The organism is Tatumella ptyseos, from assembly GCF_030552895.1.
Taxonomy (GTDB): domain Bacteria; phylum Pseudomonadota; class Gammaproteobacteria; order Enterobacterales; family Enterobacteriaceae; genus Rosenbergiella; species Rosenbergiella ptyseos_A.
In genome coordinates this window covers 2,923,963-2,938,379 of the sequence record NZ_CP130649.1, presented here as the reverse complement: position 1 = coordinate 2,938,379, position 14,417 = coordinate 2,923,963, and the positions used below count along the sequence as shown (strand labels likewise).

9 protein-coding genes and 4 tRNA genes are annotated in these 14,417 nt (G+C 46.7%); all 13 read left to right on the top strand.

What is annotated here, in order from left to right:
• The first annotated feature begins 204 nt into the window (after positions 1-204).
• The 13 genes from QJR74_RS13880 (at position 205) to rpoC (ending at position 14,339) form a co-directional block, all read left to right on the top strand.
• A tRNA-Thr gene (locus tag QJR74_RS13880) sits at positions 205-280 on the top strand.
• A 10-nt stretch (positions 281-290) separates the two neighbouring features.
• Positions 291-375, top strand: a tRNA-Tyr gene (locus QJR74_RS13875).
• Positions 376-552: 177 nt separating this feature from the next.
• Positions 553-627: transfer RNA gene (locus QJR74_RS13870), tRNA-Gly, on the top strand.
• Between the two features lie 5 nt (positions 628-632).
• Positions 633-708 (top strand) — tRNA-Thr (locus QJR74_RS13865).
• A 120-nt stretch (positions 709-828) separates the two neighbouring features.
• A complete protein-coding gene (gene tuf / locus QJR74_RS13860) occupies positions 829-2,013 on the top strand; it encodes an elongation factor Tu (RefSeq protein ID WP_048912870.1) in 1,185 nt (394 codons plus the stop codon).
• A gap of 222 nt (positions 2,014-2,235) precedes the next feature.
• Positions 2,236-2,622 carry a preprotein translocase subunit SecE gene (gene secE / locus QJR74_RS13855; protein ID WP_048912869.1) on the top strand — a complete coding sequence of 129 codons (387 nt, stop codon included), beginning with the start codon at positions 2,236-2,238 and terminating at the stop codon, positions 2,620-2,622.
• Between the two features lies 1 nt (position 2,623).
• Complete coding sequence (gene nusG / locus QJR74_RS13850; protein WP_048912868.1) at positions 2,624-3,169, top strand: transcription termination/antitermination protein NusG; 546 nt, start codon at positions 2,624-2,626, stop codon at positions 3,167-3,169.
• 139 nt (positions 3,170-3,308) lie between these two features.
• Positions 3,309-3,737: a 50S ribosomal protein L11 gene (rplK, locus tag QJR74_RS13845; RefSeq protein ID WP_048912867.1), complete on the top strand. Its 429-nt coding sequence runs from the start codon at positions 3,309-3,311 to the stop codon at positions 3,735-3,737.
• A gap of 3 nt (positions 3,738-3,740) precedes the next feature.
• Positions 3,741-4,445, top strand: coding sequence for a 50S ribosomal protein L1 (gene rplA / locus QJR74_RS13840; protein WP_241647767.1), 705 nt, complete (start codon positions 3,741-3,743; stop codon positions 4,443-4,445).
• A 302-nt stretch (positions 4,446-4,747) separates the two neighbouring features.
• On the top strand, positions 4,748-5,245 hold the full coding sequence (rplJ, locus tag QJR74_RS13835) for a 50S ribosomal protein L10 (protein ID WP_048911264.1): 498 nt from the start codon (positions 4,748-4,750) through the stop codon (positions 5,243-5,245).
• 66 nt (positions 5,246-5,311) lie between these two features.
• Complete coding sequence (gene rplL, locus QJR74_RS13830) at positions 5,312-5,677, top strand: 50S ribosomal protein L7/L12 (RefSeq protein WP_099823305.1); 366 nt, start codon at positions 5,312-5,314, stop codon at positions 5,675-5,677.
• A 331-nt stretch (positions 5,678-6,008) separates the two neighbouring features.
• A complete protein-coding gene (gene rpoB, locus QJR74_RS13825; protein WP_241613619.1) occupies positions 6,009-10,037 on the top strand; it encodes a DNA-directed RNA polymerase subunit beta in 4,029 nt (1,342 codons plus the stop codon).
• Between the two features lie 81 nt (positions 10,038-10,118).
• Positions 10,119-14,339, top strand: coding sequence for a DNA-directed RNA polymerase subunit beta' (gene rpoC, locus QJR74_RS13820; protein WP_304372364.1), 4,221 nt, complete (start codon positions 10,119-10,121; stop codon positions 14,337-14,339).
• Positions 14,340-14,417 lie beyond the last annotated feature (78 nt).

Below are 14,417 nucleotides of genomic sequence, written 5' to 3'. Positions count from 1 at the left end.
GCGAAATTTTTCATTCACTATTCTTACTGGAAATGATGTAAAGCAAGCCTATTTCTTGTCACAAATACACGATATTCGATTAAATTTTGGACTAAAAACCGCTAAAAACACTTAATTTGAATAAAGAGTGAGCGAACAGAAAAAAAACTTAATTTTTTAGTTGCATGATTTCCTAAGTCCCCATAGAATGCGCCTCAACTTGATGCCGACTTAGCTCAGTAGGTAGAGCAACTGACTTGTAATCAGTAGGTCACCAGTTCGATTCCGGTAGTCGGCACCAATCAAGTTAAGGTGGGGTTCCCGAGCGGCCAAAGGGAGCAGACTGTAAATCTGCCGTCACAGACTTCGAAGGTTCGAATCCTTCTCCCACCACCATCTCAACTACTAAGGTTGAGGCATAGTGAAGAAAAATGTTTAAGTAAGCAGTTTTCTCACACCGGTTTAGACTGGAAACAGTCGAAAGTCGGTCAGTTTATCTGGCAGACTCGAATAATAAGAGCCATTTTATTATTCATAAGCTACAGAAAGATCCAGGTAGCAGAGTTCCAGGATGCGGGCATCGTATAATGGCTATTACCTCAGCCTTCCAAGCTGATGATGCGGGTTCGATTCCCGCTGCCCGCTCCAGATGTGCTGATATGGCTCAGTTGGTAGAGCGCACCCTTGGTAAGGGTGAGGTCCCCAGTTCGACTCTGGGTATCAGCACCACATTCCTAACTTCCTCCCTGATTCCTTCTGTTCTTGATTAAATCCATATTTATCAGGCAATAATGACCTGGTTGACGTGATAACTTCACCGATTCTATCTGTGTCTTAGAGGAACAAGCGATGGCTAAAGAGCAATTTCAACGTAATAAACCACACGTAAACGTGGGCACCATCGGTCACGTTGACCACGGTAAAACCACTTTAACTGCTGCAATCACTACCGTTTTAGCAAAAACTTACGGCGGTGCTGCGCGTGCATTCGATCAAATCGATAACGCGCCAGAAGAAAAAGCACGTGGTATCACCATCAACACTTCACACGTAGAGTACGAAACTCCAACTCGTCACTACGCGCACGTTGACTGCCCAGGACACGCCGATTACGTTAAAAACATGATCACCGGTGCTGCGCAAATGGACGGAGCGATCCTGGTTGTTGCGGCAACTGATGGTCCTATGCCACAAACTCGTGAGCACATCCTGTTAGGCCGCCAAGTAGGTGTTCCTTACATCATCGTGTTCCTGAACAAATGTGACATGGTTGATGATGAAGAGCTGTTAGAGCTAGTTGAAATGGAAGTTCGTGACCTGCTGTCACAATACGACTTCCCAGGCGACGACACTCCAATCGTTCGTGGTTCAGCGCTTAAAGCACTGGAAGGCGACGCAGAGTGGGAAGCTAAAGTTGTAGAACTGGCTGGTCACTTAGACGCTTACATCCCAGAACCACAACGTGCAATCGACCTGCCGTTCCTTCTGCCAATCGAAGACGTATTCTCAATCTCAGGCCGTGGTACTGTTGTAACCGGTCGTGTAGAGCGCGGTATCGTTAAAGTAGGTGAAGAAGTTGAAATCGTTGGTATCAAAGATACTGCGAAATCTACTTGTACTGGTGTTGAGATGTTCCGTAAGCTTCTTGACCAAGGTCAAGCAGGTGAGAACGTTGGTGTTCTTCTGCGTGGTATCAAGCGTGAAGAAATCGAACGTGGTCAAGTTCTTGCAAAACCAGGTTCAATCAAGCCACACACCCAGTTCGAGTCAGAAGTTTATATTCTGTCTAAAGACGAAGGCGGCCGTCATACTCCGTTCTTCAAAGGCTACCGTCCACAGTTCTACTTCCGTACAACTGACGTGACTGGAACCATCGAACTGCCAGAAGGCGTTGAAATGGTAATGCCAGGCGACAACATCAAAATGGTTGTTACCTTAATCCACCCAATCGCAATGGATGACGGCTTACGTTTCGCAATCCGTGAAGGTGGCCGTACTGTAGGTGCGGGTGTTGTTGCTAAAGTTATCGCTTAATCACGATAATATTTGACGTCATGCATGTGAAAAGGGCATCATTTGATGCCCTTTTTATTCGCGATGATACAGAACCTGGCTCATCAGTGATTTTTTAGAAGCCAAATCATTGTTGAGACAGGCTCTGGGTGACGTTAAACTCCAGATGGTGAATGCCGACTGGGTTGGTTACCTCGCAAATCGCGAGGTTTAATAGTTTTTGATTTATGGTGGTAGGTTGTTATGAGTGCAAGTACTGAAGCTCAGGCGAGTGGACGTGGCCTAGAAATAATCAAATGGGTAGTTGTCTTTGCGCTATTGATTATCGCAATCGCGGGTAACTACTTCTATCGTGAAGTTAATCTTCCACTTCGTGCGCTAGGCGTGGTTATCATTATCGCGATAGCCGGCGGTATTGCTTTCCTTACGACAGCAAAAGGTAAAGCAGCAGTATCTTTCGCGCGTGAAGCAAGAACCGAAGTTCGTAAAGTGGTTTGGCCGACCCGTCAAGAGACATTGCAGACAACAGTTATTGTCGCGATCGTCACGGCAATTATGTCGCTCATTTTATGGGGATTAGATAGTATTCTAGTTCGCCTAGTATCCTTTATCACTGGTCTGAGGTTCTGAAATGTCTGAAGCACCTAAACAACGCTGGTACGTCGTTCAGGCGTTTTCTGGTTTCGAGGCTCGCGTAGCAGTTTCTCTGCGTGAACACATTAAACTGCACAATATGGAAGAGCTCTTTGGTGAGGTAATGGTACCGACTGAAGAAGTCGTCGAAATCCGTGCAGGCCAACGCCGTAAAAGCGAACGTAAATTTTTCCCAGGCTATGTATTAGTCCAAATGGTCATGAACGATGCAAGCTGGCACTTAGTGCGTAGCGTCCCGCGCGTCATGGGCTTTATTGGTGGTACATCAGATCGCCCTGCACCAATTAGCGATAAAGAAGTTGATGCCATCATGAATCGCCTACAACAAGCAGGCGATAAGCCACGTCCTAAAACTCTGTTTGAACCGGGTGAGATGGTTCGTGTGAGTGATGGTCCATTCGCAGACTTCAACGGTGTTGTTGAAGAAGTGGACTACGAGAAGAGCCGCTTGAAGGTTTCTGTCTCCATCTTTGGTCGTGCGACCCCGGTTGAGCTAGACTTCAGTCAGGTAGAAAAAGCTTAATATATCAGCGATAGTTGATTGCATAAGGCGCGAAATTTAATTATAATTTCGCGCCTTTTATATTTATGGGGCCTATGCCCGATAGATTGAATAACCACGGGAAGCCTTTTTAGGCGCTATACCCAACAGAGGAATTATCATGGCTAAGAAAGTACAAGCCTATGTCAAACTGCAAGTTGCAGCAGGCATGGCAAACCCAAGTCCACCAGTTGGTCCAGCTTTAGGTCAACAAGGTGTTAACATCATGGAATTCTGTAAAGCGTTTAACGCAAAAACAGAAAGCCTAGAGAAAGGCCTGCCAACTCCAGTAGTTATTACTGTATACAGCGACCGTTCTTTCACCTTTATTACCAAAACTCCTCCTGCAGCCGTTCTTCTGAAGAAAGCAGCAGGTATCAAATCTGGTTCTGGTAAACCAAACAAAGACAAAGTCGGCAAAATTTCTCGCGCTCAACTGCAAGAAATCGCACAGACTAAAGCAGCGGATATGACTGGTGCAGACGTAGAAGCGATGACTCGCTCTATCGAAGGTACTGCTCGTTCCATGGGCCTGGTAGTGGAGGACTAAGAAATGGCTAAACTGACCAAGCGCATGCGCAACATCCGTGAGAAAGTTGACGCAACTAAACAATACGACATCACTGAAGCTGTAGCGTTACTGAAAGAATTAGCGACTGCTAAATTCGTTGAAAGCGTAGACGTTGCCGTAAACCTCGGTATCGATGCTCGTAAATCTGACCAAAACGTTCGTGGTGCAACTGTACTGCCAAACGGTACTGGCCGTAGCGTTCGCGTTGCAGTCTTTGCACAAGGTGCAAATGCTGAAGCTGCTAAAGCTGCCGGTGCAGAATTAGTCGGTATGGAAGATTTGGCTGACCAAATCAAGAAAGGCGAAATGAACTTTGACGTTGTTATTGCTTCTCCAGATGCAATGCGCGTTGTTGGCCAATTAGGTCAAGTTCTAGGCCCACGCGGTCTAATGCCAAACCCGAAAGTTGGTACTGTAACACCTAACGTTGCTGAAGCAGTTAAAAATGCTAAAGCAGGTCAGGTTCGTTACCGTAACGACAAAAATGGTATCATCCACACCACTATCGGTAAGGTTGACTTCGACGCTGATAAACTGAAAGAGAACTTAGAATCTCTGCTGGTTGCGCTGAAAAAAGCAAAACCAACTTCAGCTAAAGGTGTTTACATCAAGAAAGTTAGCCTGTCTACCACTATGGGTGCAGGTGTTGCTATCGACCAAGCTGGTCTGAACGCATCAACTAACTAAGTTGACATGGGTGGAAATTTGAACTAAAATTTGCGCCCATTCTCTCCTCTGGAGAGCGCGATAACGTAATTTATTCAGTGTTATTGCAAGATTTTCGGTTGGAGCCTGGCCTTATCCAGGCCTCCGTCCAAGACCGCAGGTGTTTTGCATAAAAACTTAATTTCCTGCGTAGACGGTGACAGAACCTTAAAATTTTTTTCTGGATTCTGCTCACCGTATTTCGCGCTCAGGCTGTTCGCAGTCTGGGTGAAGTGAGTTCTAGATAGTTTCTATCTAGCTAAATAATCCAGGAGCACAAGCTAATGGCATTAAATCTTCAAGACAAACAAGCGATTGTTGCTGAAGTCAGCGAAGTAGCCAAAGGCGCGCTGTCTGCGGTAGTTGCGGATTCCCGTGGCGTTACTGTAGATAAAATGACTGAACTGCGTAAAGCAGGTCGTGAAGCTGGCGTTTACATGCGTGTTGTTCGTAACACCCTGCTACGTCGCATCGTTGAAGGTACTCCTTTCGAGTGCCTGAAAGACACGTTTGTCGGTCCAACCCTGATTGCATATTCTTTAGAACACCCGGGCGCTGCTGCTCGTATGTTCAAAGATTTCGCGAAAGCGAATGCAAACTTTGAGGTTAAAGCTGCAGCCTTTGAAGGTGAGCTGATCCCGGCGGAACAAATTGACCGTCTGGCAACTTTACCAACTTACGAAGAAGCACTGGCACGTCTGATGTCGACCATGAAAGAAGCCGCTGCAGGCAAACTGGTTCGTACTCTGGCAGCTGTTCGCGATGCAAAAGAAGCGGCATAAGCCGACTTTTTTACGCAACGTGTTCGCTTACGTTTAAACTAATTCTGATTTTTAGGAACAATTGTTATGTCTATCACTAAAGACCAAATCCTGGAAGCTGTTGCAGCAATGTCCGTAATGGAAGTTGTTGAGCTAGTTTCTGCAATGGAAGAAAAATTCGGTGTTTCTGCTGCTGCGGCAGTAGCGGTTGCTGCAGGTCCTGCTGAAGCTGCTGAAGAGAAAACTGAATTCGACGTAATTCTGAAAGCTGCTGGCGCTAACAAAGTTGCTGTCATCAAAGCAGTACGTGGCGCAACTGGTCTAGGCCTGAAAGAAGCTAAAGATCTGGTTGAAGCTGCTCCAGCTGCAATCAAAGAAGGCATCAGCAAAGACGACGCAGCTGCACTTGAAGCTGCTCTGAAAGAAGCTGGCGCTGAAGTTGAAATCAAATAAGATAACCTTCGGGTTACAGTCTGAGTAGTTGCAGACTGATGGCTGGTGACTATAATGGTTACCAGCCTTTTTGCGCTAAAGAGTTATCTTGGTGTTTCGCACTGTGTCTTCCAAGCTAACTTGCCAATATCTTTTTCTATCGACGACTTAATATACTGTTATCCCCGTGGGGTTCCCTGTCTCGCAATAGCAATGAAATGATTTAAGAGTGATAGAAAGACGTATTGCATCACAGACTTTTTCTGTCGGTGATGAAAAATAATAACAGTGTTGCATAACTGTCCACTAAAACGGACAACGTAGGCCGACTTGTCAGCTAGCTGAGGAACCTATGGTTTACTCCTATACCGAGAAAAAACGTATTCGTAAGGATTTTGGTAAACGTCCACAAGTTTTGGATATACCTTATCTCCTTTCTATCCAGCTTGACTCGTTTCAGAAGTTCATCGAGCAAGATCCCGAAGGTCAACACGGTTTGGAAGCTGCTTTCCGTTCCGTATTCCCAATCCAGAGCTACAGCGGTAGTTCAGAGCTGCAATATGTCAGCTTCCGTTTGGGTGAACCCGTCTTTGATGTACAGGAATGCCAAATCCGTGGGGTGACTTACTCAGCACCGCTGCGCGTTAAGCTACGCCTCGTCATTTATGAGCGTGAAGCGCCAGAAGGCACCGTCAAAGATATTAAAGAACAAGAAGTCTACATGGGTGAAATTCCACTCATGACAGACAATGGTACCTTTGTTATCAACGGTACTGAACGTGTTATCGTTTCTCAGCTTCACCGTAGCCCAGGTGTGTTCTTTGATAGTGACAAAGGTAAAACGCACTCATCCGGTAAGGTCCTGTATAACGCACGGATCATTCCTTACCGTGGTTCATGGTTAGACTTTGAATTCGACCCGAAAGACAACTTATTTGTCCGTATCGACCGTCGTCGTAAACTACCTGCTACGATCATTCTGCGTGCGCTGGAGTATACGACTGAGCAAATCATTGATCTGTTCTTCGATAAAGTTGTTTACGAAATCCGTGATAACCGCCTGCAAATGGAACTTGTTCCAGAGCGTCTGCGCGGTGAAACAGCGTCTTTCGATATCGAATCTAACGGTACTGTGTATGTTGAGAAAGGTCGTCGTATCACCGCTCGTCATATTCGTCAGTTAGAAAAAGACAAGATCCAACATATTGAAGTTCCAGTTGAATACATTGCTGGTAAAGTTGCAGCGAAAGATTACATTGATCAAGCGACTGGCGAACTTATCGTTGCCGCTAACATGGAACTGTCTTTAGATCTGTTAGCTAAGCTGAGCCAATCTGGTCACAAGCGTATCGAAACGCTGTTTACTAATGACCTAGACCACGGCCCTTACATTTCTGAAACCTTACGTGTTGACCCAACCAACGATCGTCTGAGTGCGCTGGTAGAAATCTATCGCATGATGCGTCCTGGTGAGCCACCAACGCGTGAAGCAGCAGAAAACCTATTTGAGAATCTGTTCTTCTCTGAAGACCGTTACGATCTCTCAGCGGTAGGTCGTATGAAATTCAACCGTTCATTAGGACGTGATGAAATCGAAGGCGCGGGTATTCTGAGCCACGACGACATCATCCAAGTAATGAAAAAGCTCATTGATATCCGTAACGGTATCGGTGAAGTGGATGATATCGACCACTTAGGCAACCGTCGTATTCGTTCTGTTGGCGAAATGGCAGAAAACCAGTTCCGCGTAGGTTTAGTCCGCGTTGAACGTGCAGTGAAAGAGCGTTTATCTTTAGGCGATTTAGAAACACTGATGCCTCAAGATATGATCAATGCGAAACCTATTTCTGCAGCGGTCAAAGAGTTCTTCGGTTCAAGCCAGCTTTCACAATTTATGGACCAAAACAACCCATTATCAGAAATCACGCATAAGCGTCGTATTTCTGCCCTGGGTCCAGGCGGTCTAACGCGTGAGCGTGCAGGCTTCGAAGTGCGTGACGTACACCCAACGCACTATGGACGTGTATGTCCAATCGAAACGCCAGAAGGTCCGAACATCGGTCTGATTAACTCACTTTCTGTTTACGCACAGACGAATGAATACGGTTTCCTTGAAACCCCATATCGTCGCGTAGTCGATGGCATTGTGACCGATGAGATTCATTATCTTTCTGCGATTGAAGAAGGTAACTTCGTTATTGCTCAGGCGAACACCAACCTGGACGACAACTTTGCCTTTATCGATGACCTCGTAACTTGCCGTAATAAAGGCGAATCGAGCTTATTCAGCCGCGACCAAGTTGACTACATGGACGTTTCTACACAACAGGTTGTTTCTGTTGGTGCGTCTCTGATCCCATTCTTGGAACACGATGATGCGAACCGTGCATTGATGGGTGCAAACATGCAACGTCAAGCAGTACCAACCCTACGCGCTGATAAGCCGTTAGTCGGTACAGGTATGGAACGTGCTGTTGCGGTCGATTCCGGTGTAACGGCGGTTGCTAAACGTGGTGGTACGGTTCAATACGTTGATGCGTCACGTATCGTAATCAAAGTTAACGAAGATGAAATGTACGCGGGTGAAGCGGGCATCGATATCTATAACTTGACTAAATATACACGTTCTAACCAGAACACCTGTATCAACCAAATGCCGTGTGTATCACTTGGCGAGCCGGTTGAACGTGGTGATGTCTTGGCTGATGGTCCATCGACTGATCTCGGTGAGCTAGCACTTGGTCAAAACATGCGTGTGGCATTCATGCCATGGAATGGTTATAACTTCGAAGACTCCATCCTCGTTTCTGAGCGTGTGGTACAAGAAGACCGCTTTACGACCATTCATATTCAAGAGTTAGCTTGTGTGTCTCGTGACACTAAGCTGGGTTCTGAAGAAATTACAGCTGATATCCCTAATGTCGGCGAAGCTGCACTCTCTAAACTCGATGAGTCAGGTATCGTCTACATTGGTGCTGAAGTTAAAGGCGGCGATATCCTTGTTGGTAAAGTGACACCTAAAGGTGAAACTCAGCTGACACCAGAAGAAAAACTGTTACGTGCAATCTTTGGTGAAAAAGCCTCAGATGTTAAAGACTCATCTTTACGTGTACCAAACGGTGTTTCTGGAACAGTTATCGACGTTCAAGTCTTTACACGTGATGGCGTTGAGAAAGATAAGCGTGCGCTTGAAATCGAAGAGATGCAGCTGAAGCAGGCGAAAAAAGACCTGTCTGAAGAACTGCAGATTTTAGAAGCTGGTTTATTCAGCCGTATTCAAACTGTCCTGATCGCAGGCGGTGTTGAAGCTGAAAAACTGGATAAGCTGCCACGTGAGCGTTGGCTGGAACTTGGCCTGACTGACGAAGAAAAACAAAATCAGTTAGAGCAACTGGCTGAACAGTATGACGAGCTGAAGCACGAGTTTGAGAAGAAACTCGAAGCTAAGCGCCGTAAGATCACCCAAGGTGACGATTTAGCACCAGGTGTTCTGAAAATTGCTAAGGTGTATCTGGCCGTTAAACGTCAAATCCAACCTGGTGATAAAATGGCGGGCCGTCACGGGAACAAAGGTGTTATCTCTAAGATCAACCCGATCGAAGATATGCCTTACGATGAAAATGGTACCCCTGTTGACATCGTATTGAACCCACTGGGCGTTCCATCACGTATGAACATCGGTCAGATCCTTGAAACTCACTTGGGTATGGCTGCGAAAGGTATTGGTGACAAGATCAATGCCATGCTGAAACAGCAGCAGGAAGTGGCTAAATTGCGCGAGTTTATTCAACGCGCTTACGACTTGGGGACAGATGTCCGTCAAAAAGTCGATTTAAGCACTTTCTCTGATGAAGAAGTGTTACGTCTTGCTGAGAACCTGAAAAAGGGTATGCCGATTGCAACACCAGTGTTTGATGGCGCGAAAGAAAGCGAAATCAAAGAGCTGTTGACGCTAGGTGATATCCCGACCTCTGGTCAGATCACGCTATTTGATGGTCGTACCGGTGAGCAGTTTGAGCGTCAAGTAACCGTAGGTTACATGTATATGCTGAAACTGAACCACTTGGTTGACGATAAAATGCACGCACGTTCTACCGGCTCTTACAGCTTGGTTACTCAGCAGCCGCTGGGTGGTAAAGCGCAGTTCGGTGGTCAGCGTTTCGGTGAGATGGAAGTGTGGGCACTTGAAGCATATGGTGCTGCTTATACTCTGCAAGAAATGCTTACAGTGAAGTCGGATGACGTTAATGGCCGTACGAAGATGTATAAAAACATCGTCGATGGTAATCATCAGATGGAACCAGGCATGCCGGAATCCTTCAACGTATTGTTGAAAGAAATCCGCTCGCTGGGTATTAACATCGAGCTGGAAGACGAGTAAGCACTCGATTTTCTACTGGTTACAGGAGAGCTGGCTGCGGGCCGCTCTCCTGAGAAGTCTCACTCCGACGGGAGCTAATCCGTGAAAGACTTACTTAAGTTTTTAAAAGCGCAAACTAAAACCGAAGAGTTTGATGCGATCAAGATCGCCCTGGCTTCGCCAGATATGATCCGTTCCTGGTCTTTCGGTGAAGTTAAAAAGCCAGAAACGATTAACTATCGTACCTTTAAACCAGAACGTGACGGTCTTTTCTGTGCACGTATCTTTGGACCGGTAAAAGATTATGAGTGCTTATGCGGTAAGTATAAGCGCCTTAAACACCGTGGTGTGATCTGTGAAAAATGTGGTGTTGAAGTTACTCAGACTAAAGTACGTCGTGAGCGTATGGGTCACATCGAGTTAGCAACACCTACTGCACACATCTGGTTCCTGAAATCACTGCCATCGCGTATCGGTTTATTACTGGATATGCCTCTGCGTGATATCGAACGTGTTCTGTACTTCGAATCATATGTTGTGATCGAAGGCGGCATGACCAATCTTGAGAAGCGCCAGATCCTGACTGAAGAGCAGTATCTTGACGCTTTAGAAGAATTCGGTGACGAGTTCGACGCGAAGATGGGTGCAGAAGCGGTTCAGGCCCTGTTGAAAAACATGGACCTTGAGCAAGAGTGCGAGCAATTACGCGAAGAACTGAATGAAACTAATTCAGAAACCAAGCGTAAGAAGCTGACTAAGCGTATCAAACTGCTTGAAGCTTTCGTTCAATCTGGTAACAAGCCAGAGTGGATGATCCTAACAGTACTGCCAGTTTTACCACCGGATTTACGTCCATTGGTACCGCTGGACGGTGGACGCTTTGCGACCTCAGATCTGAACGATCTTTACCGTCGTGTGATTAACCGTAATAACCGTTTGAAGCGTCTGTTGGATCTGGCTGCGCCAGATATCATCGTTCGTAACGAAAAACGTATGTTACAAGAAGCGGTTGATGCATTACTGGATAACGGTCGTCGCGGACGTGCTATCACTGGGTCGAACAAACGCCCACTGAAATCACTTGCTGACATGATCAAAGGTAAGCAAGGTCGTTTCCGTCAGAACCTGTTAGGTAAGCGTGTTGACTACTCTGGACGTTCAGTAATCACTGTTGGTCCATACCTGCACCTGCACCAATGTGGTCTACCGAAGAAAATGGCGTTGGAATTATTCAAACCATTTATCTACGGAAAATTAGAATTACGCGGTCTTGCGACAACCATCAAAGCTGCGAAGAAAATGGTTGAACGCGAAGAAGCAGTTGTTTGGGATATCTTGGATGAAGTTATCCGTGAGCACCCAGTGTTACTTAACCGTGCACCAACACTTCACCGTTTAGGTATTCAAGCCTTTGAACCTGTCCTGATCGAAGGTAAAGCGATTCAGCTTCACCCGCTGGTCTGTGCGGCTTATAACGCCGACTTCGATGGTGACCAAATGGCTGTCCACGTGCCACTGACGCTTGAAGCGCAGTTAGAAGCACGTGCATTAATGATGTCAACGAACAACATCTTGTCCCCAGCGAACGGTGAGCCAATCATTGTTCCTTCTCAAGACGTTGTATTGGGTCTGTATTACATGACTCGTGACCGTGTTAACGCCAAAGGCGAAGGCATGGTTCTGACTGGACCTAAAGAAGCCGAGCGCGTTTACCGTGCAGGTCTTGCTGAACTTCATGCTCGCGTAAAAGTGCGTATCACTGAGTTCACCAAAACTGATGATGGCGAGTTAGTGCCAAGCACTAGCCTGGTCGATACGACTGTTGGTCGTGCGATTCTGTGGATGATCGTTCCAAAAGGTCTTCCTTACTCAATCGTTAACCAAGCGTTAGGTAAGAAAGCAATCTCTAAGATGCTGAACACTTGTTACCGTATCTTAGGCTTAAAACCTACGGTTATCTTTGCTGACCAAACCATGTATACCGGTTTTGCTTACGCTGCACGTTCAGGTGCTTCAGTAGGTATCGATGATATGGTGATCCCAGCAGCGAAAACTGAAATCATCGCTGAAGCGGAAGCTGAAGTTGCAGAAATCCAAGAACAGTTCCAATCTGGTCTGGTCACTGCGGGTGAGCGCTATAACAAAGTTATCGATATCTGGGCGGCCGCTAACGAACGTGTTTCGAAAGCGATGATGGAAAACCTGCAAACTGAAACTGTGATTAACCGTCATGGTGAAGAAGAGCAACAAGTTTCCTTCAACAGCATCTATATGATGGCCGACTCCGGTGCTCGTGGTTCTGCTGCGCAGATTCGTCAGCTAGCAGGTATGCGTGGTCTGATGGCGAAACCAGATGGTTCAATCATCGAGACACCAATTACTGCAAACTTCCGTGAAGGTTTGAACGTACTACAGTACTTCATCTCAACCCACGGTGCTCGTAAAGGTCTTGCCGATACCGCACTGAAAACCGCTAACTCCGGTTACTTGACGCGTCGTTTAGTAGACGTTGCTCAAGACTTGGTTGTAACGGAAGACGATTGTGGCACACACGAAGGTATCCTGATGACTCCGGTCATCGAGGGTGGCGACGTTAAAGAGCCGCTACGTGAGCGCGTATTGGGTCGTGTAACGGCAGAAGACGTATTGAAGCCGGGTACTGCTGATATTCTTGTTCCACGTAATACTCTAATGGATGAGCACATCTGTGACGTATTGGAAGAGAACTCTGTAGACAGCATCAAAGTACGTTCAGTGGTGAGTTGTGAAACTGACTTCGGTGTGTGTGCAAACTGTTACGGTCGTGACCTTGCACGCGGGCATATCATCAATAAAGGTGAAGCCATCGGGGTTATCGCAGCACAATCAATCGGTGAGCCTGGTACACAGCTGACGATGCGTACGTTCCACATCGGTGGTGCGGCATCACGTGCGGCGGCTGAATCAAGCATCCAAGTGAAGAACAAAGGGACCATCCGTCTAAGCAATGCGAAGTCGGTAACCAACTCAGCCGGTAAACTGGTTGTGACTTCACGTAACACCGAACTGAAGATGATCGACGAATTTGGTCGTACTAAAGAGAGCTATAAAGTTCCTTACGGTGCGGTCATGGCGAAAGGTGATGGTGAGCAAGTTGAGGCGGGTGATACCGTTGCAAACTGGGATCCGCATACAATGCCAGTTATCACCGAAGTAAACGGTTTTGTACGTTTTGTTGACATGAATGATGGTCAAACCATTACTCGTCAAACTGACGAACTAACAGGTCTTTCTTCGCTGGTGGTCATGGACACAGCAGATCGTACCTCTGGTGGTAAAGATCTTCGTCCAGCGGTCAAAGTCGTTGATGCGAAAGGCGACGATGTTATGCTGCCAGGTACTGATATGCCAGCACAATACTTCTTGCCAGGCAATGCAATTGTCCAGCTTGAAGATGGTGTCCAAATCAGTTCAGGTGATACTTTAGCCCGTGTTCCTCAAGAATCTGGCGGTACTAAAGATATTACCGGTGGTCTGCCACGTGTTGCTGACCTGTTTGAAGCACGTCGTCCGAAAGAGCCGGCGATTCTTGCAGAAATCAGCGGTATCATCTCCTTCGGTAAAGAAACCAAAGGTAAGCGTCGTTTAGTGATTACACCAGTTGATGGTAGCGATCCGTACGAAGAGATGATTCCTAAGTGGCGTCAGCTGAACGTCTTCGAAGGTGAGCGTGTTGAACGCGGTGATGTAGTGTCCGATGGCCCAGAGTCACCACACGACATCTTACGTCTACGTGGCGTACACGCAGTAACGCGTTACATCACTAACGAAGTACAAGAAGTTTACCGCTTACAAGGCGTTAAGATTAACGATAAGCATATCGAAGTTATCGTTCGTCAGATGTTACGTAAGGCAACGATTGCCTCTGCCGGTAGCACCGAGTTCTTAGAAGGTGAACAAGCAGAAGTATCGCGCATCCTGATCGCTAACCGCGAACTGGAAGCAAATGGTAAAGTTGCCGCAACTTTCCATCGCGACCTGTTAGGGATTACCAAAGCCTCACTGGCAACTGAGTCATTTATCTCGGCAGCATCGTTCCAAGAAACGACGCGCGTGTTAACTGAAGCAGCAGTGGCAGGTAAGCGTGATGAATTACGTGGCCTGAAAGAGAACGTTATCGTTGGACGCTTAATCCCAGCCGGTACCGGTTATGCATACCACCAAGATCGTATGCGCCGTCGCCAGCAAGGTGAAGTACCTGCAGCACCACAAGTGACTGCAGACGAAGCTTCCGCGAGCTTAGCTGAGCTGCTTAATGCAGGTCTTGGCGGTTCAGACGAATAATTAGATGTGTTAAGTGAAAACCCTGCTTAGGCAGGGTTTTTTTTATGTAGAGTCTCCCCTATTTTATGCCTTGTTAAG

Excerpts from the sequence above, each read along its gene's own strand:
- tuf (WP_048912870.1), top strand. The coding sequence starts at position 829 with ATGGCTAAAGAGCAATTTCAACGTAATAAACCACACGTAAACGTGGGC.
- secE (WP_048912869.1), top strand. The coding sequence starts at position 2,236 with ATGAGTGCAAGTACTGAAGCTCAGGCGAGTGGACGTGGCCTAGAAATA.
- nusG (WP_048912868.1), top strand. The coding sequence starts at position 2,624 with ATGTCTGAAGCACCTAAACAACGCTGGTACGTCGTTCAGGCGTTTTCT.
- rplK (WP_048912867.1), top strand. The coding sequence starts at position 3,309 with ATGGCTAAGAAAGTACAAGCCTATGTCAAACTGCAAGTTGCAGCAGGC.
- rplA (WP_241647767.1), top strand. The coding sequence starts at position 3,741 with ATGGCTAAACTGACCAAGCGCATGCGCAACATCCGTGAGAAAGTTGAC.
- rplJ (WP_048911264.1), top strand. The coding sequence starts at position 4,748 with ATGGCATTAAATCTTCAAGACAAACAAGCGATTGTTGCTGAAGTCAGC.
- rplL (WP_099823305.1), top strand. The coding sequence starts at position 5,312 with ATGTCTATCACTAAAGACCAAATCCTGGAAGCTGTTGCAGCAATGTCC.
- rpoB (WP_241613619.1), top strand. The coding sequence starts at position 6,009 with ATGGTTTACTCCTATACCGAGAAAAAACGTATTCGTAAGGATTTTGGT.